Genomic DNA, 25,864 nt, shown 5'->3' with positions numbered 1-25,864 from the left:
GATGACCGATGAGATTAGATCGACGCTCGAGGAGAGCATCGAGTTGATTTTCGAGGGGACCATTCAGGACAGCGACCGCCGCCTGCCGACCGAGCGTGAACTTGCGGCGCGTCTTGGCGTGACCCGGCATGCCGTCCGGCACGCGCTGGAGCGTCTCGAGGCCCGCGGCTCACTTTGGCGCCATGTCGGCCGGGGCACCTTTCGCGGCCGGCGCACGGAGATCGAGGCGGYGACGGAAGGCACTGTGGCCAATTGCAGTCCGCGCAATATCCACGACGCGCGCAGGATGCTCGAGCCGTCGCTCGCCTCGCTCGCTGCCGTGAACGCTTCAGCCGCTCAGATCGCCGAGATCGAGGCCGCCTGCCGCCGCTGTGCGGCTGCGCGCAACATGGATGCCTACGAGGTCTTCGACGAGGGGTTTCACCGCGCGATCGCCGCTGCCTGCGGCAATCCGCTGGCGATCGAGCTGTTCGAGACCGTCAACCGGGCTCGCAAGGAGATCGTCTGGGGCGCCATGCGCCGCGCGGTGCTGCGGCCGGAGCGGCGCGCCCATTTCAGCGCCGAACACCGGCGGATCGCGGAGGCTATCGCCCGGCGCGATGCCCACGAGGCCTGGCAGGCCGTGATGACGCATATGGACACGATTTCCCAAGCCTATGACGCACTGCGCCCGGGCGAGCCTTTCATCCTCTGAACCCGATACAGGAGCCGTCAGTGCAGCAGGAAAGCGTCGACCTCGGAGTCCGCGGTCGCATTGTCACCATGGACAGGAACCGGGCCGTCATCGAGGACGGCATGGTCGTCTCGCGCGGCGGGCGTATTCTGGCAGTCGGCCCGCGCCAGGAGATCGCCTCGCGCTACCGTTGCGAGCAGGTTCTCGGCGACGAGCACGCCATCATCATGCCGGGCTTCATCGACGCCCACACCCATTGCACGCAATGTTTCGTGCGCTCGCTGACCAGCGGCGAATTGCCGATGATTCCGCGTCTTTACAGCCCGGCGCAGCGCTCGCTGAACGCCGAACAGGCCGGTACGACCGTGCGCCTGCTCGCAGCGCAGCTCCTGCGTTCCGGCATCACCACGATGTGCGAGGGCACGCTGAACCCCGCCCACGAGCCGGCAATCGTCGCCGCGATCGAGGAGACCGGCATACGCTGCGTCATGGCGCGCGGCGCCGCCGACCAGGACTTCCACCATGCCGCGCTCTACAGCCAGATCGCCGACCGCTCCTGGTACAAGGCCCGGGAGGGAGAGGCCGAGCGCGAGCTCGCCGCCACCGAGGAGTTCCTGAGACGCCATCCGCCGCGCGGCGACGGCCTGATCCGCGGCTCCGTCAACGTGTCGGCCCTGATGAATTTCTCCGAGGCCTATTTCCGCGGCGGGGCGGAGCTGGCGCGGCGGCACGATACGACGATCCAGGTCCATATCGGGCGCGACCGCGAGGAGGTCGAGTTCTGCCTGTCGGTCTTCGGCCGCAGACCCGTCGAGCGCCTGGCGGATCTCGGTGTCATCGACGAGCATCTCGTTGCCGTCCATGCGGTGCTTGCCAGCGAAAAGGAGATCGAGCTGCTGGCGCGCGGCCATGCCGGCCTGGCGCATTCCCCGGTCGAATGCGTCGCCAATCTCAACGCGATCCCGAACCTGCCGCGCTTCCGTGCGGCCGGCATCCGGGTCGCTCTCGGCTGCGACAACCAGGCCAACGACATCTTCGTCAACATGCGCGCTGCCTGGCTCATCCATGGCGTGAAATGGGGCATCGCCGGCTATGACGCGGATTTTCTCGCCGCCGGCGACATCATCGACATGGCGACGATCGAGGCCGCCTCGGTGCTCAGAATCGACGACATTGCCGGATCGCTCGAGCCCGGYAAGGCCGCCGACATCGTCGTACTGGATGGAAGCGGTCCGCATCTGATGTCGATGCAGCATCTCTCGAGCGAATTGCTGCGCTATGCCAGCCGGGCCGAGGTCACGAGCACGATCGTTGCGGGCAAGGTGCTCTATTCCAACGGTGCTTTCACGACGATCGATATCGACAGGCTTCGCGGCGAGGCACTGGCCGGCCGCGACCATGTCCGCGAGATCGTTGCCGGTCGTCGCTACAAGCCATTGCCGCAATGGTAGCTGCTGGCCGCAAAGTCAGACCCTGAAGCGGACCGGCGGGGGAGGTTGCAATCGCCGCCGCCGGCATCGGGGCGCCTGCTCGCCTTGAAGTCCTTCAGCCAGAGCATCGCGAAGCGAGCGGCGGGTTTATGACGCCAGCTGCTCGTCGCATGGATTTCCGGCGCCAGGTGATCTGCGTGCCGCATTGGGAGAAGCAGCCCCTGGCCGTGGCTGAAAATGCACTGGGAGCGGCGTGGCAACGAACCGCCCTTCAGCACAAGCCCTTGGAACGCCGTCCTATCCCATCGCCTCGCGCTGCTTCAGCAATGTGTTGAGCCGGTCCTGTTGTTCCTCGATCCGGTTCGCGATGGCCTCTTCCGCGCCCGATCCCGAGGTCGCGGTGGCTTGCTCCATCAGATCGGCGATATTCCGTCGGGCGATCGCAATCTGATCGTCGAGATCCTGCTTGGACGCGTTCTCAGGCATTGGCTGAACCTCCGGCCCTCTGCATGCCTCGATGTCAGGTTCCGGGCCGCTGGAACCCTGCTCGCGGCGCTGACGTTAGCTGATTGTGGTCCTCCGTGTGAGGCGAAATCGCGCTGGAGGAATCCGATGAGTTCAAACCCCATGCGAGCGTTCCTCTTCGGGACGGCACTGACTGCCTTGCTGTGCGCGGCTCATGCACAGGCCCAGCCGGCACCATCCCCCTCGATGGCCGGGCCGGAACACAAGGAGGGCACCGGGACTGGCTCGGGATCGTCGGGAATGGCGCCGCAGCAGGGCACTGGCAGCGGCGCGACACAGTATGCGCCGGGCGCCAATCGCCCCGAGCCGAACAGGCCGCCCTCTGCTGCCGAYAGCCAGCAGAACCGCGACTACGGCCGGGACATGAGCCCTGACGGGCAGCCTATGCACCAAAGCAACCCTGTCGGGGGCGCCACGAAGCCCAATTGATTGCCGCGCCAGCGCAACGCGTCGACTCTCGGGCGGTCCGGGACGCTGGCCTGAAGGAGGGGCATCCTCGTGCCGTCCGGTCGGCAGGGCTTGTGGTTCGTCCCTTGCAGGTGGGGAATGCGCCCGATGGGCGGCGACCCTGTTCCTGCCGGTCGGGCGCGTCGATGCCGCGCGGAGAGCGACTTGAGGCGTCCTTCCCGGATCGCGTAGAGTTGGCATGTCCGTTGCTGCTCGCGGTGGTGAATGTCGAACCCGGTCAATCTCCTGAGTGCGAAGGCCGCCCTCGACGACAATTATGTACTGGTCCTGACGACGAACTCCGTCGAGCGAACGGCGGTCGAGCGACTGTTCCAGGAACGCACGGTCGCCAGAGTTGAACATCCCCATAACGGAGCGACGCTCGGCCGGATCGGAAATCGTTTCTGTCTTCACCTGACCGGCGAAGCTGGTGCCCAGGGGGACAAATCGATCGGGCGCCTGGCGCGGTACGTCACAGGCTCGTTCCTTCCGAAGCCGGTTCTCGTGGTGATCGTCGGTTTTGCCTGGGGAAACCCGGCGAAGGTGGCCCCTGGCGAGGTCGTCATCTCCAGGGAAGTCTGGGCGATCAATCGCGTGAGAATGACGGAGCAGGGCGAGGAAAGGCTTCGCACGCCCCGCGAAAGTCCGCTCGGCGACCTGAGTGATCACGTCGAGCGGCTCCTGGAGAGGGGGCTGACCGGGGTTCGAGCGGGGATTCTCGCCTCCTGCGAAACCTATTTTAGCCAGGATGAAGCCCGGGACCGGGTCCTCGCGCAGTATCCGGAGGTGTTGGGCGGCGAGATGGAAGCCTATGACTTCGTCGCCGACCTCGGAGTGCCCTGGTTCCTCATCAAGGGGATTTCCGATGATGCCGGYAACGGGGTCAAGCGAGACCGGCAGCGCTCCGCAGCTGCGGCTGCGGCCGGCCTGCTGCTTCCTCTGATCGTTGATCTTGAGGCGCAGGGAGCCATCCCGCCGCCTGCCGAGAGCCGGGACGCAGAGCGCCTGACCGATGCGGTGATCGGTCAAGCCATACGAATTTCCCCGCCCAGCCAGGACCGCGACGCGATTACCGATCACATCAACGACACCATCGGCCCCCGAATTGTCAGGAGGCTGTCGCGCTATACCTCCGATGCGGACGCCGATGGCGGCCTTCCGGAATGCCTGGGAGTGCTCATCATGGAAATTGCGCAGAACGCGATTGTCCATGGCGGAGCCTCCCATGTGACCTGCGCCTTCACCGAAACATCCGTAACGGTGAGCGACGATGGGCGGGCGTTCGACCTGACGATGCTGGCGGGCAAGCGCGGGGGAGCCATTGCGTGGGAACACTACCGGAAGCGCTATCCCGGCAGCGACCTGATCGATTTCAGTCAGAAATTCGGTGGGCGCAGAGGTAACAATTACAGATTCGAAATGAAGAAGCTTTCCAAGGCGATACGCTATGCTCGTGAAAACTGCATGTTGGTTCGTTCCGGGAGCTACGGAAACCATCTGGGCAGTCGATTTGCGTTCAATGCCGATTGTGAATGGCTCTATTATGATGCGACTGAGCTCTATATGCGGTCCAAGAGCATAGTTGTTACGCAGGAGCTGTGTGATCTGCTCGAGGAGGGCAGGGGGCTGTTCATTGCCTGCCGCAATCAGGATCAGGTTCAGGATTTCGAGGGGGAGCTGAGCCAGTACGCTGGTCCAAATCTCAGGGTCTTTGTCTCGAGCCGCGTCTGAGCCGGGCCCCGTTCATCGGCGCACGACGCCTTGTCCCGGTGCTTATCGAAGAGCCGCTCCGCGCCGAGGGCTCGTTCCTGGTTCCTCTCCGATGCGCGGAGGTCGGTTTTCGGTCAGCGCGGTCTCGCACCGCGACGCGGTCGGGCCAAACCAGAGGCTCTCTGCGTGGCCTTCCGCTTAGGCAGCCGTTGGGATTTGCAAGGCCCGCGCGATCGATCGCGGCGAGGACACTGCCCCCGGGGGCATGTTGATCTGAGGCATCAGGCCTGACCGGCGCGCGCGGGGGACGTCTCTGAAGGCGCCCGACGAACGCAGCGGGCATGGAGGAACGATGGGCGCTGCGAGCCCGTGGCTGGCCTCTTGATCCAGGTCAATGTTGCCCTTCGAGAACTGGCCAGAATGGGGTCAGCCTCGGACGACACGCATTTCCAAACAATCAGGAGGTGGCGATGAATGATCTGTTGCTTCGTGAATATGTGCTCAACGAGCTCGAATTCGAGCCGAGCGTGAGCGCGGCCCATATCGGCGTCGCGGTCGAGAACGGCACGGTCACTCTCTCGGGACATGTTGGCAGCTATGCCGAAAAGCTGGCGGCTGAGCATATCGTGCAGAGGGTGAAGGGTGTGCGCGCGATCGCTCAGGAAATCGAGGTAAGGCTCCCAAGCGACAAGAAGACCAACGATGACGAGATCGCGCAGCGCGCGGTCGACCTCATCAGTTGGGACACGACAATCCCGGACGAGAAGGTCAAGATCAAGGTCCAGGATGGCTGGATCACGCTGACGGGCAGTGTCGACTGGTATTTCCAGCGCGATGCCGCAGAGGCCGCCTTGCGCAAGCTCTCCGGCGTCGCAGGCGTCATCAATCTGATCGCCGTCAAGCCACGTGTGGAAGCCAGCGACGTCAAGAACAGGATCGAGAGCGCGCTGAAGCGCAGCGCGGAGCTCGAGGCGGGGCAGATCCGCGTCATGGTATCGGGCGGGCGGGTAACGCTGGAAGGAAAGGTCAAGGCCTGGCACGAGCGAGGCGTCGCTGAGCGGGCGGCCTGGGCTGCACCCGGCGTCACGGCGGTCGAGGATCACCTGGCCATTGCGTGACCTGATGTCGAGCGGCGTCGCATCAATCTGAACGGCCGACATCTATGATCAGGCGACGTTGCGCTGCAGTCCCATGCAGGCAGCGGTCAAGCTGACGGGGGGCGATGGGAGAGGCCGGGCAACGTGCTGGCACCCGCGCGTCGTGCTGGACTAAACCTGCCCATCGGGGCCGCCATGGCGGTATTTTTTGGACAGGCGTGCTGCCCTTTCCGCTGCGTCAAGGATATCGCGGGCGCCTCGCGCTTTGATACAGTGCCTGCCTCGCTCGGACGGACCGGCGCAGGGCTAGGACCGTCCAAGCGGTCCGTCGCGGAGAAGCAAGCGGTCCTGGGGGATGCGACGGGTGGTGCCGCTGCCTGGCCCGTCTGGCAAGACTGCTTGGCTGAGCACATGGCGGCGGTATCTGCGATCCACCGAACGTTCCAAAGGAGATCGTCATGGCTGATCCCGCAACCAAGTTGCCGATCAAGGGCGACAAAGCAACCATGCCCGCGCAGCAGACCGGCTGGACGCCGTTCGAGAATCTCAGGCGCGAAATCGATCGACTGTTCGACGACTTCCACCCGTTCGGCTGGCGCCTTCCGGTGACGCGTTCGCCCTTCGACCTCGCGCTTCACCGCCTGTCGGGTGCCGGCTGGCCCGTCGCGCCGGCCATCGACCTCGCCGAGAAGGAGAAACAGTACGAGATCACGGCGGAGTTGCCCGGCCTTGACGAGAAGGATGTCGAAATCGGCCTCTCCGGCCGAACCTTGACGATCAAAGGGGAAAAGAAGGAGGAGAAGGAGGAGGAAAAGCAGAAGGAGTATTATATGTCCGAGCGCCGCTACGGCTCCTTCCAACGCGCTTTCCAGCTGCCTGAAGGCGTCGATGCCGACAAGATCGATGCGACGTTCAGCAAGGGCATCCTGACGGTCAGGCTGCCGAAGACGGTCGGAGCGCAGAGGGCCGAAAAGAAGATCTCGATCAAGGCGGCCTGATACCCGGCGTCGCCGCGGTTGCCCTGTCAGTGGACATCGCCATACGGCCGGGGCGGTCGAGGTCGTGTACCGATCGGGTCCTCGGCCTCGACGCGCAGACACTGCGGCGCGCTAAGCTTCGCACGTCCGGAACGGCCGCGCTTGCGCTGGCGGGCGTCTCCCTGTCGAGCGCGAAGTCTCGCGGCGATGCGTTCCTGGCGTCGGGCATGATCCTGGCGCAGCTGATCCAAGAACATTGGGAGGAACCATGTACAGCCATCTTCTGGTCCCGATCGACGGCTCTGCGCTCTCTCGGACTGCCATGCTGAGCGCCATGGAGTTTGCCCGCGACGCGAGCGCGAAGGTCACCGTGCTCACCGTCGTAGAGCCATTTCACATCTTCACGGTGTCGAGCGAGCAACTCGAGACGACACGCGAGGGGTACAGGCAGCATGCCAAGGCTGAGACAGCCGCCGTTCTGGCGGTTGCAGAGAGCGAGGCGAAGCATTTCGGTATACCCTGCGATGTGGTCCAGATCGAGAGTGACGATCCCTATCGCGAGATCATCAGGACGGCCGCACAGCGTGGCTGCGATCTGATCGCAATGGCATCTCACGGACGGCGCGGCGTCGCCGCCCTTGTTCTCGGAAGCGTGACGACGAAGGTGCTGACCCATTCGAAGATCCCGGTTCTGGTCTTCAGGTGAGGCATCTCCCGGTCGGTGGCTGTTGCGGCCAATGTCCGGTGTGGCGCGATGCACCGGCATGGGGTGCGGGCTTCTGTGCCTCGGGCGAGAAGGCAGCCGGGCGCACCGACGATGACATACGGATTGGCCTCCCAGACCGAATGGTGCGTGACGCGTTCGATTGAAGGGTGAGATCCGATGCGCTTCTCGAGCCGAACGGATGCCGGGCGCAGGCTCGCTTCGCCGCTCCTGCATTATCGCGGGCAGCATCCTGTCGTGCTGGCGCTGCCGCGCGGGGGCGTGCCGGTCGCAGCCGAGATCGCGCAGGCCCTGGCCGCGCCGCTCGACCTCGTTCTCGTTCGCAAGATCKGCCTTCCCTGGCAGCCGGAACTCGCCGTTGGTGCCGTAGTGGATGGCGGGGAGCCGATCATGGTGCGCAACGAGGCGATCATCAGGCGTGCGGCCATCGGGGAGGACGAGTTCCAGCGCATCTACGCTCGCGAACTCGCCGAGATCGACCGCAGGAGGGCTCGCTATCTCGGCGCGCGCGCCCGTGCGCTGCTCACCGGCCGGAGCGTGATCGTCGTCGACGACGGCATTGCGACCGGAGCAACAATGAGGGCCGCGCTGAGGGCCATACGCCAGCGCAGGCCTGGAAGGCTCGTTCTGGCCGTCCCCGTCGCCCCTGCGGAGGTCGTCGCGGAGCTGCGCCCCGAGGTCGATGACCTCGTTTGTCTCGACAGTCCGGAGCCCTTCGTCGCCATCAGCAGTTTTTACGGGGAGTTCGGGCAAGTCTCCGATGAAGAGGTCGTTTCGATCCTGGCGCGCTTTCCGGCCGGCGAACGGCAGGCGGGCCGCTGATCCGCCATCTCGGTCCGTTTGCCTGATCAAGGCTGCGTGCTGCTGGTTGATCCAGCGATGAACCCGCAGCAGGTGTTTTAAAGCATCGGCCCGAAAAGTGGATTGCGGTTTTCGGGAGAGCCGATGCAAACACAAAGGGTTAGATCATCGGACCGGATACGGTTTCCGGTCCGATGATCTGATGAACTGATCCTTCAAACCGGCGTCGTCCCGATCGACCGGCCGCGCCATCACGGCCACCTTGGGTTAGCTGATGCCTGCCGGACAGCGGCGCCATATCTCGGCGCCGGCAGAACCGATCGTCACCCGCACCTGGGTCTCGCCTTGAAGCACCATATCGACGGGCGCGCCGGCATCCGCCTCTCCGGGAGGCAAGGTGAAGCTGAACCTGTGCCGCGTGTAGGTCCCCGACAGCGTCAGGCCCTTGGTGGTGGTGACCGAGGGGCCCTCGATGGCGAAGCGCTGCCCATGTCCGGAACACCAGGCGCCGTCGATCGCATCGGCGCGGGCTGGGTTCACCGCCCCGACCGTTACGGCTGCGGCGGCCGCGAGAGCCAAGCAACCCCTATGCATCGGCGCTACCTCCGTGATGACTCGGTGGTGAAGAGGGGCGTTGCATCCCAGCCGTCCGCCACCATGAGGGAAGGCCATGCCAAAGTGAAGCTTGGATTGTAATTGGAATAATTCTAAACTAGATGGATGGCGCAATCCTCACATCGACCCGATCGGGATGATTCCACCATGACGACCATCACCGGTTCCGCGCCGCTTTGTCCTGCCAGCGCGCAGCCTTGCACCTGCTTTCGCCCGTTCGAGCGCTCCTGCTCGGCTAGCGCGGCCGAGCAGGCCAGGCGCGCTCCAGGCTGGTTTGGCGGCCGCGTGCCGCGCGCGCTGATGCTGTTCGGTCACGACCTCGAGACCATCGAGGTTCTGCGGATCGCGGTTGTCGCCGTCTCGGCCGTGCTGATCTGGTTTCAGGTCGTCCGACCCGTGGCAGGCTGGGATCTCGTTGGCGTCGGCGGCTTGCTGTTCGGAGCCTGGCCGATCGTCCGCGAGGCGATCGAGAACATCAAAGAGCGGCGAATGACCATGGAGCTCTCCATGTCGATCGCCATTGTGGCGGCCGCCGCGATCTCTGAATTCTTCACCGCGCTGGTCGTCACCTTCTTCGTGCTCGTGGCCGAGGAGCTGGAGCATCTGACGGTGGACCGTGGGCGGGCCGCGATCGCCAACCTGATCGACGTGATGCCGCATGAGGCGACCGTGCGCCGCGACGGCGTCATCTCGGTCATTCCCATCGACAGTATCGTGGTTGGCGACCGCGTCCTGGTCGCTCCCGGCGAGAATATTCCTGTCGACGGGCTCGTCCGGTCGGGCCTGTCCTATGTCGATCAGGCGCGGATCACCGGCGAGTCGATGCCGATCAAGCGCAGCGAAGGCGATGCCGTCTTCGCGGGCTCGATCAACCAGTCGGGTGCGCTCGATATCCAGGTCAACCGCGTCGGACGCGACACCAGCTTCGGGCGTATCATTGACGCGATCGAGAACGCGGAACAGTCCCGCGCGCCGGTCCAGCGCCTCGCCGACCAGCTCGCCGGCTATCTCGTCTACTTCTCCTTCGCCGCGGCGATCGTCACCTACCTGCTCACCGGAAACATCCGCGACACGATCTCGGTCATCATCGTCGCCGGCGCCTGCGGCGTCGCAGCCGGCACGCCCCTGGCGGTACTGGGTGGCATCGGCCGTGCCGCGCGCAACGGCGCGATCATCAAGGGTGGCGTGCACCTTGAGATGCTCGGCCGCATCGACACGATCGTGCTCGACAAGACGGGGACGCTGACCTTCGGCGAGCCGCGGGTTCTCGAGATCCATCCGGCGCCCGGCCGTAGCGAAGGGGAGTTGCTGAGGCTGGCGGCTTCGGCCGAACTGCGCTCCGAACATCCGCTGGCCAAGGCGATCGTCGCGGAAGCGCGGGCGCGCGAGATTGCGGTGCCGGAGCCCGATCGCTTCGACTACACGCTCGGTCGCGGCGTCTCGGCGCAGATTGGCGAGGATCGTATCCTGATCGGCAGCGTCAAGCTGCTGCAGGCCGATGGGATCGAGGCTCCCGCGGGTCGGGCCGGCAACGCCGTCTCGTCCGAGATCTGCGTCGCGATCAACGGCCTCTATGCGGGCTCCTTCGCAGTGGCCGACGAAGTCAGGCCGGAGGCGGCCTCTGCCATTCGCGCCCTGCATGCCTTGAAGATCCGCACCATTCTGCTGACCGGTGACAATGCCAGGGTTGCCGACAGCGTCGGGGCCAGTCTGGGCATCGACACGGTCGAGGCCGGCATGCTGCCCGAGCAGAAGCTGGAGCGCGTGCGGACCCTGGTCGCCTCCGGTGCCAAGGTCGCCATGCTGGGCGATGGCATCAATGACGCGCCGGCGCTGACGGCTGCAAGCGTCGGCATCGCGATGGGGTCCGGGACCGACGTCGCCAAGGAGAGCGCGGATATCGTGCTGCTGGCCAACGACCTGGAGCGTCTGGTCGAGACGGTTCGCATCGCCCAGCGCACGCGCGGCGTCATCTGGCAGAACTTTTCAGGCACAATCGCGGTGGATGCCCTGGGCATCGCCATGGCGGCCTTCGGCTTCCTGAATCCGTTGCTGGCCGCGTTCATCCACGTCTCGTCCGAGCTGATCTTCATCTCGAACTCCGCGCGGCTGCTGCCGGCCGGCGAAAAGCGGGTGACGGCAGCAGCCGGGAGAGAGTCTTAAGTACCGGACCGGCGCCAGCCGCGGATCCTTGGGGGAGGAACCTAGACCTGATGCCCGACGAGCGCGCCGATCGCCCAGGTCGCGGCCATCGCGATGGCGCCCCAGAACGTCACGCGCAGGGTCGGCTTGACGATGCCGGCTCCGCCGACGACGGCGCCGATCGAGCCAAGCAGGGCAAGGCAGACGAGCGAACCACCTGAGACCGCCCAGCCGATCGATCCCGCGGGCACGACGAGGGCGAGCAGCAAGGGGACGGCTGCGCCCGTTGCAAACGTGACGGCCGAAGTCAGCGCCGCCTGGACAGGCCGCGCGATCATGTGCCCGGCGAGACCAAGCTCGTCGCGTGAATGCGCTTCGAAGGCATCCCTGGCCGTCATCTGCTCCGCGACCTTGCGGGCGAGCGCCGGTTCGACGCCGCGCTCCACGTAGATCTGCGTTAGCTCGGCCAGTTCCGCCTCGGGCTGCTCGGCGAGTTCGCGCCGTTCACGCGCCATGTCCGCCTTCTCGGTGTCCGACTGGGAACTGACGGAAACATATTCGCCAGCCGCCATCGACATGGCGCCGGCGACGAGCCCGGCGACGCCCGCGACCAGCACCTCGTTGGCGCTCTTGGCCGCCGCCGCGACGCCCACGACGAGGCTTGCCGTCGAGATGATGCCGTCATTGGCACCGAGCACGGCGGCGCGAAGCCAGCCGATCCGCTCGACAAGATGATTTTCACGGTGGAGCGGATACATGGCGTCGGTCCTTGCGGTTGGCCGGGCCGCTCAGTCGAAGCGCGAACCGCGGGGCGTGACCAGGGGCAGCATACGCGAGAGCGTTGCATCCTTCAGGACGAGGTGATGGGCAATCGCCGCCAGCGCATGGACGCCAGCCAGCACCATGAAGAGATGGGCGGCCACGACATGCGCGTCCTTGAGAGTCTTTGCCAGAGCGGTGTCGAGCGCGACCGGCGATGGAATGGTGGCGAGCCAGAAGAAGTCGACGGGACGGCCCCTCATCCAGGCCGCGAAGAGCCCGATCAGGGGGATCGCCAGCATCGCCGCGTAAAGACCGAGATGTGCGATCTTCGCAGCCAGTTCCACCATCGGCGCGGCCGGCAGCGCCTCGGGTGCKGGCGTCATGCTGCGCCAGCCGATGCGCACCACCGTCAATGCGATCACGAGAAGACCAATCGACATATGGAGCGTGAGCAGCCACGGGCGGTCGCCCTTCGGGAATTCGTCGCGCACGAGCCCTATTCCGTAGGCCGCGACGACGGCGAGCGCGATGACCCAGTGAAGGCTGAYGGTGAACCTGTCGTATCGGCGTGTCGGCATCGGGAAATCCTCATGGCAGGAGCTGAAACTGAGAGCAGGGGCTGGAGAGGGGGCCTGACGGCTGGTCAGTCGTCGTCGCCATCCCGCGTGACGCGTTCGAGCGTTTCAGGATCGAATTTCGCCTTGATGCGGCGGCCGGCTTCGTCGGCCGCGCGGACCTTGTAACAGCCGTGGTCGGTCTTGATCCGCATGGTGGTCCAGCCTTCGGCCCGGAGCTTTTCGACCAGTGCCTCGCGCGGCTTCCACTCCGTCATCGGAGCAAGGCAGCGTTGGCCGGCGTAAGCGGGAGCCGTCACCCCGAAGAGGAGGCCGAGTGCGGCGGCTGGCAGGGCGCGCTTCATGAAACCTGTCCTCCACGGGTTGGGCCGATGGCCCCTTCCATCACGCCAAGCTGACACCCACCTGAACGGCGGATGCGATTGCGTTCAGCCCGCTGTCAGGTTTGTGCCACAGACGGGCGAATGGTCCCCGGAGGCTGCGGAACCCGGCATGCGTGTGCTTCTCGTCGAGGACGATCCGATCCTGGGTCCAGCGGTGCGCGACCAGGTCGCAGCCGACGGACATGGCGTGGATTGGGCGAGCCGGATTGCGGATGCCACGGAGTTCATCCGGCTTGCGAGCTACGACCTGATCCTTCTCGACCTGATGCTGCCGGACGGGCGTGGGCTCGACCTGCTCCGCGCCAGACGGCAGGCCGGCGACGCGACCCCGGTGATCGTCCTGACCGCGCGCGACCAGGTCTCCGATCGGATCGCGGGGCTGAACGCCGGGGCGGACGATTATCTCGTCAAGCCGTTCGATCTGGCGGAGCTCTCCGCACGCCTTAGCGCCGTGGCGCGCCGCTATGGCGGCAATCCCAATCCCCTGCTGCGGATCGGAGATCTGACGCTCGATCTTGCGGCGCGCACCATCGCCAGGGATGGCCGCAGCATCGCCCTGACCGCGCGCGAATGGGCCCTGTTCGACGCCTTCCTCCAGCGCCCGGCCATGCTTTGCTCCAAGGCGCTGCTCGAAGAGCGGCTCTACGCCTTCGATTCCGAGGTCGAGAGCAACACGATCGAGGTCTATGTCGGGCGTCTGCGCAAGAAGCTCGGCGCCCATGTGATCGAGACCGTGCGTGGCATGGGCTATCGTCTCGGTGCGACAGCCGTCGCAGGATCGGGCAAGGCGAGGCCATGACGAGATTCGCGTTGCCGCCCAGGGGCAGCCTGCAACGCCGGCTCGCCTTGTCCCTGACCGGCGGCGTCATGGCGCTGTGGCTCCTGGCAACGCTGGGCGCCGGCTTGCTCCTGCGCCATGAGATCGACGAGGTCTTCGACAGTGCCTTGCAGGAGGTGGTCCAGCGCGTGCTGCCGCTCGCCTATACCGAGGTTCTCAACCGCGATGCGGATGCAGAGCCCGGGCCCCAGCAGATCGCATCGGTCGGCGCACATCGCGAATACATCACCTATGTCGTGCGCGATGCGGCCGGGCGGAGCCTGCTGCAGTCGCATGACGCAGACCCGGCGCAGTTTCCGCCGAACCCCGCGCATGGCTTCAGCGACGGACCGAGTTCGCGTCTCTACACGGAGGTCGCCGTCAGCGGCACACTTGTCGTCACCGCCGCCGAGCGACCGGGCCACCGCCAGAACGCGGTGCGCGACGCCATCAAGGTGCTGGCCTGGCCGCTGCTGCTGCTTCTGCCTCTCGGCATCGCCGGAACCTGGGCGCTGGTCGCCTTCTCCCTGCGGCCGGTCGTGGCCTTCAGGCGCGAGATCGAGGCGCGCGGCGATGGTCATCTGGCGCCGGTCGCGGTCGCGGCACTGCCCTCGGAGATCGCACCGGTGGCAGAGGCCGTGAATGCGCTGATGGCGCGGATGCGGCGGCTGCTGGATGCCGAGCGCAGCTTCACCGCCAACAGCGCCCATGAATTGCGCACGCCGGTCGCTGCCGCCCTCGCGCAGACCCAGCGCCTCAGGGCCGAGCTTCCGGAGGGGCCGGCCCGCGCCCGCACGAAGGAGATCGAGACGGCGCTGCAACGGCTGGCGCGCCTGTCCGAGAAGTTGCTCCAGCTCGCCAAGGCCGAGGGGGGCGGGTTGCTTTCGGAAGTGCCCCAGGACCTCGTGCCCGTGCTCGCTCTCGTTCTGCATCACCTTGAGGACCAGGGCAGGGTCGAGCTCTCGCTGCCGGCAGAGGAGCGGTTCGTCTCGACCCTCGACATCGACGCCTTTGCGATCCTCGCGCGCAACCTGATCGAGAATGCGCTGAAACATGGCTCCCCGACCCGGGTGGTGCGGGTGAGCTTGACGCAGGACGGGAGTTTCAGTGTGACCAGCGCCGGGCCGGTGCTGTCGCAGGAGGTCCTCGACKGCATGACGCACCGCTTCACGCGCGGCACGACGATGGCCGACGGTTCGGGGCTCGGCCTCTCGATCGTGCAGACGATCATGCGCGGTGCGGAGCGGCAACCCTCGGTTGCCCCTATCGACAGGCGTGAATGGGAGCCGTTTCCGGCGATCGGGGCCCTGGAGCTCCGCTGCCTGTCACCTTCGCGCAGCGCGCGCTCGCGCAATTTCCCGATACAGCGCCTCTGGCGACACCCCGATCTCGGTCGCGATATGGCGCCAACCTCCCTTGGCCGGCAGAGGGCCGTTCCAGGCGATCCATGCGTCGAGCCTGGCCTTGACCGTCTTCAGGGAGGCTATCTCGGCATGCAGTCGTGCCCGCTGCACTTCATGAGCGAGATGGCTGGCCCAGGTTTCGGCAAGCACCGGATCATGCGCCAGGGCCTGCTTCAGATCGCGCCGCGAGACCGCCTGCGTGACAGCCGCGGTCTCGGCGCGCCCGTCACAATGATATTGCTCGGAATAGAGCGAGGCTTCGGCCAGAATGGCCCCAGGCAGCGCGCGCTGAAGGATCAGCGCGGCCCCATCATCCTGGTGCCGGATGAGATGGAGGCAGCCGGAATGGACGACATGAACCAGCCGGACGGGGTCACCGCGATGGAAAACGGCGTCCCCCGCGCAAAATTCGCATGTCTGCGTGGAAAGCCCCTTCAGGAGCGCAATTGCTGGTTCGGGCATGATCGCTATCATGTTCAGCGTCTTGGCGGCATGGCAAGCGTATTCCACACAAGGAGACCAGCATGATCCGCTCCATTGCTTTCCTCGCCTGCCTGCTTCCCGCAGCCGTGCTGGCGCAAACGCATTCCGGCCATCACGGCGGCGGAGCAACCCCTGCTGCGAGCCAGCCGATGACGCAAGACTCCGGTGGGCCTGGCCTGCGTCCGACGCAACCGGGGCAGGGGGCGTTCGCCGCGATTCAGGAGATCGTCGAAATCCTGGAACAGGACCCCAGGACCGATTGGTCCAAGGTTGACATCGAAGCGCTGCGGCAGCACCTTGCCGACATGAGCGCCGTGACATTGTCGTCCGAGGTCAAGGCCGAGGCGGTCGAAGGGGGGAGGCGGTTTACCGTCACCGGAACTCCGCCCGTGCGAGATGCCGTGCGACGCATGGTGCTCGCGCACGCCGCCACGATGAATGACCGGGAGGGTTGGCGCTTCGAGGCGGCGCCTATCGAGAACGGGGCGACCATCACGGTGCGCGTTCCCGCCAAGGATGCAGCCAAGCTCAAGGGACTGGGTTTCCTGGGCGTCATGACGCGGGGCATGCATCATCAGGAACATCATCTCATGATCGCCAGGGGTGACCGCCCACACCAGTGAGCCGCAGCGATCCGGACCAGAAGCGGTACCGGCCTTGGGACGACGACGCAGGGCTCGTCTTGCGTGCGGTCGGGGGCCTGTCGGGCTGTATCGCCTGAATATGACTGGGCTGGTTCCAGCCGATACGCTGCCGAAGTGGTTTTGTCGCCGGGCTGAACGGCGCTGCCGCCTTCGGTGCCGGGCTGGCCCTGCTGCTTTGTGCAGGCGCAGCATGGGCGTTTCGGCCCTCGCGGGCGGCAGGCTGAGCCCAATGGCCGCCCGCCGCCGATCTCTCTGTAACGTCCTTGTTTCGGTCTAGCTCCAGAAGCCTTCCTGATAGGCGCGGGGCGAGAAATCCGTCTCGTCCTGCTGCTGCTCGTGGTCCTCTTGGGGCTCGCGTTCTGTCTCGACTGTGCAGTCGGAAACGTGCCTGTCCAGCATCGAATCTCTCCTTTCAGATTGTGAGGGAGGGTGCTTAGGCAGTCCCTATATGACCATTTATGCTGCATCGCACAAGACAAAGGCGGTGCGCCCCGCATGCGTCCAGCGCGGGAACAAATCAGTTACAACCGTGTTGCTATGATTCCCCCGCAATGCGGAGTTGTTGTGTTTTGCCGCGACGCGGCCTTGAAGATTGGATCCGAGATGAACCGAAAGACCTTCCTTGCGAGCGTGCTGGGTGCGATCGCGATCGCAGGTGCAGCCGTTGCCTCTCCCACGCCCGCCAGTGCCGAAGCTTTGCCCGCTGGCCTGGCCGCCGGCCTCGACCGGCAGCCGGCCGAATACAGCATGACCGCCGCCAAGGAGCGCCGGTTGATGATGATGCAGGAAGCCAATCGCCAGCAGCGCTATGGTCGCGGCGGATATGGCCCGCGCCCCGGCTACGGGCCGCGCCCTGGCTACGGCCCGCGGCCTGGCTATGGACCACGCCCTGGTTATGGCCCCGGCTATGGCCCGCGCCCCGGCTACGGCCCGCGCCCTGGTTATGGCCCCCGTCCCGGATATTACGAACGCTGGTGATCCAAAGCCTGTCCGGACACGCATGGCCCGGCCAGGCCTGATCATCCTCCAGGGGGAATTTCCCTGTCTGCCTTGCCGATCGTGGCCCGCCGTTTCGAAGGGAATGGCGGGCCTTTCATGTCCGGGCCTTGGCTGCAGGGAGGGGGCGGGTTCGCTGCCAGCACCGTGGGATTCGTGATCGGCGTGGCACTCGGAATGCTGACATGGCGGTCGATCTGGAGGGCGAGCCTGGCCGGCTGGCAGGTTAACCGCCGAAGATTAGACAATTCCCGGCCCGGTGCCCTAAGTGTCGGGGGCGAACGACTTTAGGTTGAGGGCCTGCCTTGGAAGCTCTGGTGATTCTCGGCCTTGCCGTCATTGGCTTCCTCATCGCCATTCCCTGGGCCGCCTTCTCCTCCCTCTCGCGCGCCAATCGCGCGCTGGCCCTGGTCGCAAAGCAGCAGGAAGAGATCGACCAGCTCCGGCTTGCCCTCTCCACGCTCCGCGAAGCCCACGGCGAAACCGGTCAGGCGGAGGCCGAGGCAGAGGACGAGGCCGTCCCTGCGGAATGGCTGCATAGCGAGCTTGCCCCTGCAGAGGATCCAACCTTCACGGCCGAGGCCGTGCCGCCGACGCCACTGGAGACCGCGGCGGATCCCATGCTCGCCGCCCCGCAGCCTGCCGACGCATTCGCAGCCGACGCGCTGGCGCTGGAACAGGCCGCCGCGATGACGGAGCTGGCGCGGGACGCGGAGGCCGAGGCCCCGCCGTCGCTCGATGCCTTTGCAACGCCTGAACCTGTGCCATCCGCGCCCCGCCGCGATTTCGAGCAGGCCATCGGTTCGCGCTGGGCCGTCTGGGTCGGCGGCATTGCGCTCGCCTTCGGCGGGCTCTTCCTGGTCCGCTATTCCATCGAGGCCGGCGTCTTCGGCCCCGGCATGCGGCTGCTGATGGGCGCAGCCTTCTCCCTCATTGCAGCCGTGGCCAGCGAGTATCTCAGGCGGAGCGATCGACTTGCCCATCTCGGCGAGAGGCCGGGCGCGCTCGGCCGGCTCGGCGGGGCCAATATCCCTGCGGTTCTCGCCGGCGTCAGCGTGCTCAGCGGCTTCGGCGTCGTCTACGCGGCCCATGCGATCCACGGCTTCATCGGGCCGGCCCTGGCTTTCACGCTGATGGGACTGATCGGGCTCGCGGCGCTCGCCGCGTCCTTGCTCCACGGCCCGGTACTCGGCCTGTTCGGCCTGGTCGGTTCCTACGCGACGCCGCTGCTGGTCGCGAGCAGCGCGCCGAACTTTCCGGCGCTATCCGTGTTCCTCGCCCTCGTCACGGCCGTCGCCTTTCTCATCCATGCGTGGCAGCCGAGCCGCGTGGTGACGCTTGGCGCCATCGCCGGCCATGGCATCTGGACAGCCCTGATCGGGCTGTCCGGGGAGAGCCCGACCTGGTCATCCCTCCTGCTCGTCGTCGGGGCTGTGCTGGCGCTCGTGCTTCTGAAGGAATGGCCGAAACTGAAGGGCGGCACAGCCAGAAGCGCCTGGCCGGTCGCCGGCTTCGACGGCATCGGCCTTGCCGCGATCGCCACGCCGCTGGTCCTGTCCGGGGTGCTGTGGACTGCCGATGGCGGGCCCGTCATGCTGCATCTCGCCATCCTGACGACCGTGCTGGTCGCCAGCATCTCAGCCGTCCGGTACGGCGATCTTGCCCCGCTGGCGCCGCTCGCCGCGGCCGCCGCTTCCGGCATGGTTCTGCTCTGGCCCAACGTGCAGGGCGCCTTCGGGCTCTCGCCGGACATCGTCCTCGACATCGTCAGGCTGAGCATCACCGGCAATGCCGGGCCGGGCATCCGGTGGACGGCGGCGCTACTCGCCCTGATCGTGGGCGGCTTGCCCTTTTACGCACTGCTCCTGCGCAAGGGCGCCGGCGCCGGCGTCTTCATCATCCGCGGCTGCCTCGGCTTCGCCTCCGCGCTCGGGCCGATCTGCCTGCTGCTGGCGACGGCGCTCCGGAGCAACGGTTTCGAGCGCTCGACGGGCTTTGCGGCGCTCTCGCTTCTGCTTGCTGCCGCCCTGTTCGCCGCCTCCGAATTGCTGCTGCCGGTCGAGCGGCGCAGCACGCGCTCCCGGACAAACCCGCTGGCATTGATCGGCTCGGCCGCCTATGCCGCCGGCGGCGCGATCGCACTTGGCCTCGCCGTCGCCTTTGCCCTGCGCGAGACCTGGCTCGTCGTCGGGCTTGCGGTCGCGGCGGCCGGCGTCGCGATCATCGCCAGCCTGCGGCCGATCCCGCTTCTGCGCAGCATGTCTGCCGCCCTGGCGACAGCGGCGCTCGCGCGCCTGGTCTGGCAGCCGATCGTCTCCGACATGGGCTCCTGGCCGCTCGTCAACTGGGTCATCCCGGCCTATGCCGGGCCGGCCCTGTGCTTTGCGATCGGCGCGCTGGCGCTGCGTGGCAAGCAGGACCGGCCGCGCAGCGTCTTTGAGGCCCTGGCGGCCTTCTTCGGCGCGGCCTTCATCCTGCTCGAGATCCGGCAGTTCTTTGCCGGCCCCGAGCTCGTCCCGGACATCAGGCTGATCGCCGGCCATTATTCCGGCCTGCCGCGAAACCGCCTGTTCGAGGAGGCTGTCGCCCATGTCGTGGCGCTCGGCCTGATCGGCGCTGGACTGCAGGTCCTGGCGCGCCGCCTGGGCGGGCGCGTCTTGCGGCCGGCGGCCGATATCACGGCGGCCCTCCTGCTTCTGCTCAGCCTCGCTGGGCTCTGCGGCCTGCTCAATCCGCTCTTCGACGGCACGGCGGTGCTCGGGCCTCCGATCTTCAACCGGCTCCTTTTCTATGTCCTTGCCGGCGGCGCGCTCGGCCTGCTCGGCTTCCGGCTCGATCGCGGGCAGGCGCGCTCGCGCATCGGCGAATGCCTGACCGCCTGCGCAGCGGTGCTGGTCTCGCTTGGCGCCGTCCTGATCGTCCGGCAGGGTTTTGCCGGCCCGGAACTGGCGCCGCGCTCGGTCGAAACGGTCGGCTTCATCGAGGCAGTCATCGTGACGATCACGTTGCTCGCCCTCACTGCAGCCGCGCGCATCTGGCACGAGGCGGCGCAGAACCGCGTCACCCGTTGGGTCCTGCGCGTGCTCGCTTTCGCCGCCGTCGGCTGGGCTGCCCTGGCGCTCGGCATCGTCCGCAATCCGCTGTTCGACCAGAGCGGCGTCTCCGGCCCCATCATCTTCAACCGCATCCTCTGGGGCTATGGCGCGGTTGTGCTCGCCTTTGCCGGCGCAGCCTTCTGGTTGCGCGATGCGCGGCCCAGAATCAGCCGGGCCTTCGCGTGGACGGCATGGGCGGGCACGGCGCTCTGCGCCTTCCTGCTGCTGCGCCACGGCTTCCATGGTCCGCTGCTGGTCTCAGGCGAGCCGGTCACGCTGGCCGAGGCCGGCTGCTACGCCGCGATCGCTTTCATCATGGCCATTGCGGCGATGATCGCCGGCACGGTGACGATCCAGGGCCGCGCTGTCCCCTTGCGCCCGGAGAGCGCGGCGATCGCCTCCTGCGCCGTCTTCGCGGTTCTCTCGGGCGTCGTCGCCAATCCGCTGCTGAGCGAGGTTCCGTTGGCGGGCCTGTTCATCCTCGACAATGCCCTGGTCGGTTATCTCATGCCCGCGCTGCTTGCTTTCGCTGCGGCGCGCTGGACGCGCGAATTCGTTGCGGCGGCCCTGCCGCGACGGATCTTCGGCGGCACGGCGATCATCGGGGCGCTCGCCTATGTGCTGATCGAGGTGCGGCGCTGGTTCGTCGGCCCCGATCTCCTGGCCGACGGCATCGGTGCGACCGAACTCTACGCCTATTCGGCGGCGATCCTGCTCTATGGCGTCGCGCTGCTGGCGCTCGGCTTCCGCTTGCAATCGAAGGATCTGCGTCTGGCCTCGCTTGCGGTCGTCACCATCGCGATCTGCAAGGCCTTTCTGGTCGACATGTCCGGGCTGGAAGGCCTGTTGCGGGCGCTCTCCTTCATCGGCCTCGGCGCCAGCCTGGTCGGCATCGGGCTCGCCTATCAGCGCTTGCTGCAGCGGGAGAATGCGCAGCAGGGCGCGGCGATCCGGGAAAGCGGGGCCGCAACGGAAGGGGGCTAAAGCATCAGCCCCAAAAGTGGATTGCGCTTTTTCGGAAAAGCCGATGCAAACACAAAGGATCACATCCTCGGATCGGATACGATTTCCTGTCCGATGATGTAACGCGGTTGCTGCCGCAGCCGCATTCCTGGGGAGAGCTGCGACCGTCCTCGGATCAGCCGAGAAGGCCGGTCTCGCTGAGGATGACCTTGATCGCCGCCGCTTCCTCGGCGTTGAGGGAGCGTTGCGGGCGGGCCATCGTGTTGGTGTCGATGATGCCGAGAAGCTGCATCGCCGTCTTGAACGCGCCGACGCCGGCCGAGCCGGCGCTGGTCCGGCCGAGCGAGATCCAGACCATCTCGAACAGGCGGCAGAGCCGTTCCTGCTCGTTGCGGGCCTCGTCCCATTGGCCTGCCTGAGTGAGCCGCCAGAGCTTGACGTAGCCTTTGGGGTCGACATTGGCGAGACCGGGGACCACGCCCTGGGCGCCCATCAGCGCGGCGTTGTCGACAACGATCTCGGAGCCCGTCATCGCGAAGAAATCCGGCATGTCGGCGAGATCCTGCCGGACGAAACGGAAATTGCCGTCATCGCCGCTGGAATCCTTCAGGCCGGCCACGGTGCCTTCGCGGGCGAGTGTGACGGTCGTCGCGCGCTCCAGCTTGATATGGACGCAGACGGGAATGTCGTAGGCGATCACCGGGCAGTCGACCGCCTCGCGCACATAGCGGAAATGGTCGATCGTCTCGGCCTGGTTGGTGCGGGTGTAGAAGGGGGCGGTCACGACCAGCGCATCGGCGCCGGCCGATTGAGCCGCCCTGGCGTGCTGGATGACGCGGTCGGTCGTCGGGTCGATCGCCCCGGCAAAGATCGGGACGCGGCCGTTATTGATCTTCACGGCATGCTCGATGATCCTGCGGCGCTCGTCATCGCCGTGGAAGACGACCTCGCTGGTCGATCCGAGCACGAAGAGCCCGTCGACGCCACCCTCGAGTAGATGCTCGATCACCCGGGTGAAGGAGGGGTAATCGACCCGGAAATCTCGCGTCAGCGGGGTGACGACCGGGGGAACCACACCGTGGAAACGTGCCATGGACCGAAACTTTCTCTGCGTTGATCAGGTGATGTCGGCGCGGGGATCGAAGGCGTCGCGAAGCCCGTCTCCGATGAAATTGATGGCGAGTACGGTGGCGACCAGCGCGGCGCCTGCCGGCATCCATTGCCAGGGGTGCAGTTCCAGCACGACGGTCGAGCGCGCGGCCCTCAGCATGTTGCCCCAGCTCGCTTCGGGCGGGACGATGCCCATGCCGAGAAAGGAGAGGCCGGCTTCGAGCAGGATCGCATTGGCGACCTGCACGGTGGCGTAGACCACGAGGATATCGAGCGAGTTCGGCAGGGCATGGCGCCAGAGCAGGTGCCCGAGACCGGCCCCGAAGCCGCGCGAGGCRACGACGAAATCGCGTTCGCGCAGCTCGAGCAGGCGCGCCCGCACCATGCGCGAGAGCACCGGCCAGGAGAGCAGGGAGATCACGAAGATCGTCGGCAGGATGCCCGTGCCGGTGATCGAGGCGAGCACCAGAAGCAGGATGACCGGCGGCAGAGTCATCGCGAGATCGACAAGGCGCATGATCACGCCGTCGAGGGCCCGCCCGCCGAACGCCGCAACCGCGCCGACGACGAAGCCGACGCAAAGCGAGATCGCGACCGAGACCGAGGCGATCAGCAGCGAGATCCGCCCACCCTGCAGCAGGCGGGCCAGCGTATCGCGGCCGACGCCGTCGGTGCCGAGCCAATGGGAAGCCGTCGGCCCGGAGTTCAGCGCCCGCAGATCGATGCTGTTGGGCGCATGGCGCCACCAGAGCGGGTAGGTCAGCACGGCGAGCAGGACGGGCGCCAGGATGAGCACTCCCGCGATCGCCGCGCGATTGCGAAGAAAGCGCCCGAGCGCGCGCTGGAGCGGGCTCCGGCTGCTGCCTCGCAGAGGGACCGCGCTCGCGGCGATCGGCGCATCCGCGTTCATTATCTCACCTGGATGCGCGGATCGACCACCGCATAGGCAAGGTCGGTCAGAAGGTTGACCAGGATGACGCCGGCACCGATCAGCAGCGTCGCGCCCATGATCACGGGGTAGTCGCGGGTCTCGACGGCCTTGACCATCAGGAGCCCCATGCCCGGCCAGTCAAAAACGCTTTCGATGAAGATCGCGCCGCCGATGGCGATGCCGATGGTCGAGCCGATCAGGGTGATGACGGGCAGGATGGCGTTGCGCAGGGCATGCCTGACGATGACCGCAAATTCGCCGACGCCCTTGGCACGCGCCGTGCGCAGATAATCCTGGTTCAACACCTCGATCATCGAGGAGCGCATGTAGCGCATGAACAGCGCGGAATAGACCACCGCCAGCAGGGAAGCCGGCAGGATGAGATGGGCCAGCAGGTCGGAGAGCGAGAAGGGCGCGCCCGGCGTCAGCATCCCGCCCGAGGGAGCCCAGCGCAGCACGACCGCGAAGACATAGAGGCCGAGCAGGGCGCTGAGGAAGGCCGGCGTCGAGATCGTGACGAAGGCGACCAGGCCGAGCCCGATATCGATGGCGGAGTTGCGCTTGACCGCCCCAATGACGCCAGCCGTGATGCCGAACACGATCGCCATGGCGAGGCCGCTCAGCATCAGCAGCAAGGTGGGCCCGGTGCGTTCGACCAGCAGCGGCAGCACGCGCACGCCGGCCCTGTCGATGGAGTAGCCGAGATCCCCTCCGAGCGCCGCGCTGAGCCAGGCGAAATATTGCACCGGCCAGGACCGGTCGAGGCCGAGCCGCTGGCGCAGCGCGTCCATCTCGGTCTGGCTCAGCGGCGCCAGCGGATTGACATAGGCGTCGACCGGGTCGCCGGGGGCCAGGCGCAGCAGCACGAAGACCAGGATGCTGAGCGCGATCAGCATCATCAGGCCGGCGGCGAGCCGTTTCAGATAGAAGCCAAGCATGGGTCAGTCCGTCGTCGAAGGGACGAGGGAGGGCCTTTTCGGCCCTCCCGCCGGCTCAGGGCGCGATCGACCATTTTTCCGGCGTGGCCGCGAACGGCCCGCCGCCCGGCGCCGGCGTCCAGACGAAATCCTTGAGCTTGACCGAGGCGACGCCATAGCGATTGGCGACCCACATCGTGCCCCAGGGCAGGGTCTTGTTCATGACGGCGCAGACGTCCTGGTATTTCGTCGTCGCCTTGGCCTGATCGGTCTCGGCGACGGCTGCGTTCAGCGCGGAATTGAGCTCGGGGATCTTGATCTGCAGGAAGTTCTGGCCGACGGGCGGGATCTGGCTCTCGTTCAGCCCGAGATTGAGCGTTCCGGGGTCGGGGCCGTTCTGCAGGCCGGCATAGACCAGCGGGAAATCGGCCGGGTTCGACGTTCGCGACATGGCGATGGCGTTATAGCCCGCGGGGTCCAGGGCGCGCGGCACGACATTTATGCCGACCTGGGCGAGCATGGACTGGACGGCGGCCATGACATTGGCGGTCAGCGGGTTGTTGTAATAGGTCAGCCAGGTGATCGGCTTCGTGCCGTTGATCTTGTCCCAGCCGGCTTCCTTGAGCAACTGCGTCGCCTTGGCCGGGTCGTAGGCATAGGCGTCGAGCCCCTTCGGGATCAGGCTGCCTTCGACATAGCCGCAATCGGCCTTCTTGGCGGCACCCTTGTAGAGGCTGTCGATGATCGCGTTGCGGTCGATCGCATGCATCACCGCCTGGCGGACGCGGATGTCGTTCCAGAGCGGCACCTGGTTGTTGAAGCCGATATAGTTGGCGACATAGGAGGCGCCTTCGATGACCGTGAAATCCTTGTTGCCCTTGAAGGTCGGGACGTCGTCGGACTCGATATAGGTGAACTGGATTTCGCCGGCCCGCAGCGCCGAGATCGCCGCGGCCGCATTGGCGAAATAGCGGTTGATCAGCCGGTCGACCTTGGGCTTGCCGCCGCGATAGCTCTCATGGGCGGCGAGTTCGACGAAGCGATCGGTCTCGTAGCGCACGAATTTGAACGGGCCGGTGCCGATCGGCTTCGTCGACCAGAGCACGTTCTTCGCCATGTCCTCCGGTGCGATCGCCGAAAGCGCATGCGCCGGCAGGATCATCATCTTGGTCAGGCTGACGATCAGCGCGTTGTCGGGCCTGGAGAGCCTGACGACGACCGTGCGCGGGTCCTTGACCTCAACGCTGTCGATGGCCGCCAGGCGCGCCGACAGCAGGCTCGCGGTCTTCGGGTTCTTGTTGAGCGCGATGGTGAACTTGACGTCGTCGGCCGTGAAGGCCTGGCCGTCATGCCAGGTCTCCTGCGCCAGCTTGAACGTGTAGCTCAGCTTGTCGTCGCTGATCTCCCAGCTCGTCGCCAGGGCCGGCACGAGCTTGGTCAAGCCGGCATCATAGGTCACCAGCGGCTCGAAATAGGTGCTCAGCCAAGTGTAGCCGGCCGGCGCCGTCATCGGGTTGAAATTGCCCTGCAGGCCGCCGGGGCCGACATCGAAGCCGCCGGTGATCGTCTTCATCTGGGCGATGGCYGGCGTCATCATCGTGCCGGCCAGCAACGCGGCGCCGATCAGCGCCCTACGATACGTCC

The 25,864-nt window shown here is 66.3% G+C and carries 23 protein-coding genes and 1 pseudogene; 13 read left to right on the top strand and 11 right to left on the bottom strand.

Annotation, left to right across the window (positions count from 1 at the left end; translation table 11 throughout):
* Nucleotide 1 precedes the first annotated feature (1 nt).
* Complete coding sequence (locus AC1D34_RS11390; protein WP_476824262.1) at nucleotides 2-694, top strand: FadR/GntR family transcriptional regulator; 693 nt, start codon at nucleotides 2-4, stop codon at nucleotides 692-694.
* A 20-nt stretch (nucleotides 695-714) separates the two neighbouring features.
* Entirely contained in the window at nucleotides 715-2,124 is a 1,410-nt protein-coding gene (locus AC1D34_RS11385; RefSeq protein WP_441504640.1) for an amidohydrolase family protein, read from the top strand.
* A gap of 276 nt (nucleotides 2,125-2,400) precedes the next feature.
* Here AC1D34_RS11385 and AC1D34_RS11380 read toward each other — a convergent pair whose 3' ends face one another.
* Entirely contained in the window at nucleotides 2,401-2,589 is a 189-nt protein-coding gene (locus tag AC1D34_RS11380; RefSeq protein WP_441504639.1) for a hypothetical protein, read from the bottom strand.
* Between the two features lie 711 nt (nucleotides 2,590-3,300).
* On the opposite strand from AC1D34_RS11380, the gene AC1D34_RS11375 reads away from it, so the two are divergent.
* From AC1D34_RS11375 to AC1D34_RS11355, 5 genes are all read left to right on the top strand, one after another.
* Nucleotides 3,301-4,806 (top strand): phosphorylase family protein, encoded by a 1,506-nt coding sequence (locus AC1D34_RS11375; protein WP_441504637.1) that lies wholly within the window; start codon nucleotides 3,301-3,303, stop codon nucleotides 4,804-4,806.
* Between the two features lie 449 nt (nucleotides 4,807-5,255).
* Nucleotides 5,256-5,903: a BON domain-containing protein gene (locus AC1D34_RS11370; protein WP_441504636.1), complete on the top strand. Its 648-nt coding sequence runs from the start codon at nucleotides 5,256-5,258 to the stop codon at nucleotides 5,901-5,903.
* Between the two features lie 437 nt (nucleotides 5,904-6,340).
* The gene (locus AC1D34_RS11365; protein WP_441504635.1) at nucleotides 6,341-6,880 is read left to right on the top strand and encodes an Hsp20/alpha crystallin family protein; all 540 of its coding nucleotides are present in this window, start codon (nucleotides 6,341-6,343) and stop codon (nucleotides 6,878-6,880) included.
* A gap of 247 nt (nucleotides 6,881-7,127) precedes the next feature.
* The gene (locus AC1D34_RS11360) at nucleotides 7,128-7,565 is read left to right on the top strand and encodes a universal stress protein (protein WP_441504634.1); all 438 of its coding nucleotides are present in this window, start codon (nucleotides 7,128-7,130) and stop codon (nucleotides 7,563-7,565) included.
* A 177-nt stretch (nucleotides 7,566-7,742) separates the two neighbouring features.
* Nucleotides 7,743-8,405: a phosphoribosyltransferase gene (locus AC1D34_RS11355; RefSeq protein WP_476824261.1), complete on the top strand. Its 663-nt coding sequence runs from the start codon at nucleotides 7,743-7,745 to the stop codon at nucleotides 8,403-8,405.
* A 246-nt stretch (nucleotides 8,406-8,651) separates the two neighbouring features.
* Here the strand turns inward: AC1D34_RS11355 and AC1D34_RS11350 are convergent, their stop codons facing one another.
* A complete protein-coding gene (locus AC1D34_RS11350; protein WP_476824260.1) occupies nucleotides 8,652-8,963 on the bottom strand; it encodes a hypothetical protein in 312 nt (103 codons plus the stop codon).
* 183 nt (nucleotides 8,964-9,146) lie between these two features.
* Between AC1D34_RS11350 and AC1D34_RS11345 the strand changes: the two genes are divergently transcribed.
* Nucleotides 9,147-11,162, top strand: coding sequence for a heavy metal translocating P-type ATPase (locus AC1D34_RS11345; RefSeq protein WP_476824259.1), 2,016 nt, complete (start codon nucleotides 9,147-9,149; stop codon nucleotides 11,160-11,162).
* 41 nt (nucleotides 11,163-11,203) lie between these two features.
* Here the strand turns inward: AC1D34_RS11345 and AC1D34_RS11340 are convergent, their stop codons facing one another.
* The 3 genes from AC1D34_RS11340 to AC1D34_RS11330 all read right to left on the bottom strand — a co-directional run bounded on the left by AC1D34_RS11340 (nucleotide 11,204) and on the right by AC1D34_RS11330 (nucleotide 12,822).
* Nucleotides 11,204-11,899, bottom strand: coding sequence for a VIT1/CCC1 transporter family protein (locus AC1D34_RS11340; RefSeq protein ID WP_441504630.1), 696 nt, complete (start codon nucleotides 11,897-11,899; stop codon nucleotides 11,204-11,206).
* 30 nt (nucleotides 11,900-11,929) lie between these two features.
* On the bottom strand, nucleotides 11,930-12,481 hold the full coding sequence (locus tag AC1D34_RS11335; protein WP_476824258.1) for a cytochrome b: 552 nt from the start codon (nucleotides 12,479-12,481) through the stop codon (nucleotides 11,930-11,932).
* Nucleotides 12,482-12,546: 65 nt separating this feature from the next.
* Entirely contained in the window at nucleotides 12,547-12,822 is a 276-nt protein-coding gene (locus AC1D34_RS11330) for a PepSY domain-containing protein (RefSeq protein ID WP_441504628.1), read from the bottom strand.
* A gap of 148 nt (nucleotides 12,823-12,970) precedes the next feature.
* Between AC1D34_RS11330 and AC1D34_RS11325 the strand changes: the two genes are divergently transcribed.
* Together AC1D34_RS11325 and AC1D34_RS11320 are read left to right on the top strand one after the other, a co-directional pair.
* Entirely contained in the window at nucleotides 12,971-13,660 is a 690-nt protein-coding gene (locus tag AC1D34_RS11325) for a response regulator (RefSeq protein ID WP_441504627.1), read from the top strand.
* Nucleotides 13,657-14,901 (top strand): annotated as a pseudogene (locus tag AC1D34_RS11320) (histidine kinase dimerization/phospho-acceptor domain-containing protein); the annotation flags it as partial. The gene AC1D34_RS11325 and the pseudogene AC1D34_RS11320, both read left to right, overlap by 4 nt.
* A gap of 102 nt (nucleotides 14,902-15,003) precedes the next feature.
* Here AC1D34_RS11320 and AC1D34_RS11315 read toward each other — a convergent pair.
* Nucleotides 15,004-15,543, bottom strand: a complete 540-nt coding sequence (locus tag AC1D34_RS11315; protein ID WP_441504625.1) for a Crp/Fnr family transcriptional regulator — start codon at nucleotides 15,541-15,543, stop codon at nucleotides 15,004-15,006.
* Between the two features lie 62 nt (nucleotides 15,544-15,605).
* Here AC1D34_RS11315 and AC1D34_RS11310 point away from each other — a divergent pair, with 62 nt between their 5' ends.
* Nucleotides 15,606-16,187: a hypothetical protein gene (locus tag AC1D34_RS11310; protein WP_441504624.1), complete on the top strand. Its 582-nt coding sequence runs from the start codon at nucleotides 15,606-15,608 to the stop codon at nucleotides 16,185-16,187.
* A gap of 294 nt (nucleotides 16,188-16,481) precedes the next feature.
* Here AC1D34_RS11310 and AC1D34_RS11305 read toward each other — a convergent pair whose 3' ends face one another.
* On the bottom strand, nucleotides 16,482-16,607 hold the full coding sequence (locus AC1D34_RS11305; protein WP_476824257.1) for a hypothetical protein: 126 nt from the start codon (nucleotides 16,605-16,607) through the stop codon (nucleotides 16,482-16,484).
* A 204-nt stretch (nucleotides 16,608-16,811) separates the two neighbouring features.
* Between AC1D34_RS11305 and AC1D34_RS11300 the strand changes: the two genes are divergently transcribed.
* The gene (locus AC1D34_RS11300) at nucleotides 16,812-17,186 is read left to right on the top strand and encodes a hypothetical protein (RefSeq protein WP_441504622.1); all 375 of its coding nucleotides are present in this window, start codon (nucleotides 16,812-16,814) and stop codon (nucleotides 17,184-17,186) included.
* A 323-nt stretch (nucleotides 17,187-17,509) separates the two neighbouring features.
* Nucleotides 17,510-21,283 (top strand): DUF2339 domain-containing protein, encoded by a 3,774-nt coding sequence (locus AC1D34_RS11295; RefSeq protein ID WP_476824256.1) that lies wholly within the window; start codon nucleotides 17,510-17,512, stop codon nucleotides 21,281-21,283.
* A 154-nt stretch (nucleotides 21,284-21,437) separates the two neighbouring features.
* Here the strand turns inward: AC1D34_RS11295 and AC1D34_RS11290 are convergent, their stop codons facing one another.
* From AC1D34_RS11290 to AC1D34_RS11275, 4 genes are all read right to left on the bottom strand, one after another.
* Entirely contained in the window at nucleotides 21,438-22,355 is a 918-nt protein-coding gene (locus AC1D34_RS11290) for a dihydrodipicolinate synthase family protein (RefSeq protein ID WP_441504620.1), read from the bottom strand.
* A gap of 24 nt (nucleotides 22,356-22,379) precedes the next feature.
* On the bottom strand, nucleotides 22,380-23,282 hold the full coding sequence (locus AC1D34_RS11285) for an ABC transporter permease (RefSeq protein WP_441504619.1): 903 nt from the start codon (nucleotides 23,280-23,282) through the stop codon (nucleotides 22,380-22,382).
* On the bottom strand, nucleotides 23,282-24,241 hold the full coding sequence (locus AC1D34_RS11280; protein WP_441504618.1) for an ABC transporter permease: 960 nt from the start codon (nucleotides 24,239-24,241) through the stop codon (nucleotides 23,282-23,284). Before AC1D34_RS11280 ends, AC1D34_RS11285 begins: the two co-directional genes overlap by 1 nt.
* Before the next feature lie 55 nt (nucleotides 24,242-24,296).
* A partial coding sequence (locus tag AC1D34_RS11275) for an ABC transporter substrate-binding protein (RefSeq protein ID WP_476824255.1) occupies nucleotides 24,297-25,864 on the bottom strand: 1,568 nt, incomplete at its 5' end.

Source organism: Allobosea sp. P1_A7, from assembly GCF_056406775.1.
This window is presented reverse-complemented; position numbering and strand designations above follow the sequence as displayed.

Excerpts from the sequence above, each read along its gene's own strand:
- AC1D34_RS11380 (WP_441504639.1), bottom strand. The coding sequence starts at position 2,589 with ATGCCTGAGAACGCGTCCAAGCAGGATCTCGACGATCAGATTGCGATC.
- AC1D34_RS11370 (WP_441504636.1), top strand. The coding sequence starts at position 5,256 with ATGAATGATCTGTTGCTTCGTGAATATGTGCTCAACGAGCTCGAATTC.
- AC1D34_RS11365 (WP_441504635.1), top strand. The coding sequence starts at position 6,341 with ATGGCTGATCCCGCAACCAAGTTGCCGATCAAGGGCGACAAAGCAACC.
- AC1D34_RS11360 (WP_441504634.1), top strand. The coding sequence starts at position 7,128 with ATGTACAGCCATCTTCTGGTCCCGATCGACGGCTCTGCGCTCTCTCGG.
- AC1D34_RS11345 (WP_476824259.1), top strand. The coding sequence starts at position 9,147 with ATGACGACCATCACCGGTTCCGCGCCGCTTTGTCCTGCCAGCGCGCAG.
- AC1D34_RS11340 (WP_441504630.1), bottom strand. The coding sequence starts at position 11,899 with ATGTATCCGCTCCACCGTGAAAATCATCTTGTCGAGCGGATCGGCTGG.
- AC1D34_RS11330 (WP_441504628.1), bottom strand. The coding sequence starts at position 12,822 with ATGAAGCGCGCCCTGCCAGCCGCCGCACTCGGCCTCCTCTTCGGGGTG.
- AC1D34_RS11325 (WP_441504627.1), top strand. The coding sequence starts at position 12,971 with ATGCGTGTGCTTCTCGTCGAGGACGATCCGATCCTGGGTCCAGCGGTG.
- AC1D34_RS11315 (WP_441504625.1), bottom strand. The coding sequence starts at position 15,543 with ATGCCCGAACCAGCAATTGCGCTCCTGAAGGGGCTTTCCACGCAGACA.
- AC1D34_RS11310 (WP_441504624.1), top strand. The coding sequence starts at position 15,606 with ATGATCCGCTCCATTGCTTTCCTCGCCTGCCTGCTTCCCGCAGCCGTG.
- AC1D34_RS11305 (WP_476824257.1), bottom strand. The coding sequence starts at position 16,607 with ATGCTGGACAGGCACGTTTCCGACTGCACAGTCGAGACAGAACGCGAG.
- AC1D34_RS11300 (WP_441504622.1), top strand. The coding sequence starts at position 16,812 with ATGAACCGAAAGACCTTCCTTGCGAGCGTGCTGGGTGCGATCGCGATC.
- AC1D34_RS11290 (WP_441504620.1), bottom strand. The coding sequence starts at position 22,355 with ATGGCACGTTTCCACGGTGTGGTTCCCCCGGTCGTCACCCCGCTGACG.
- AC1D34_RS11280 (WP_441504618.1), bottom strand. The coding sequence starts at position 24,241 with ATGCTTGGCTTCTATCTGAAACGGCTCGCCGCCGGCCTGATGATGCTG.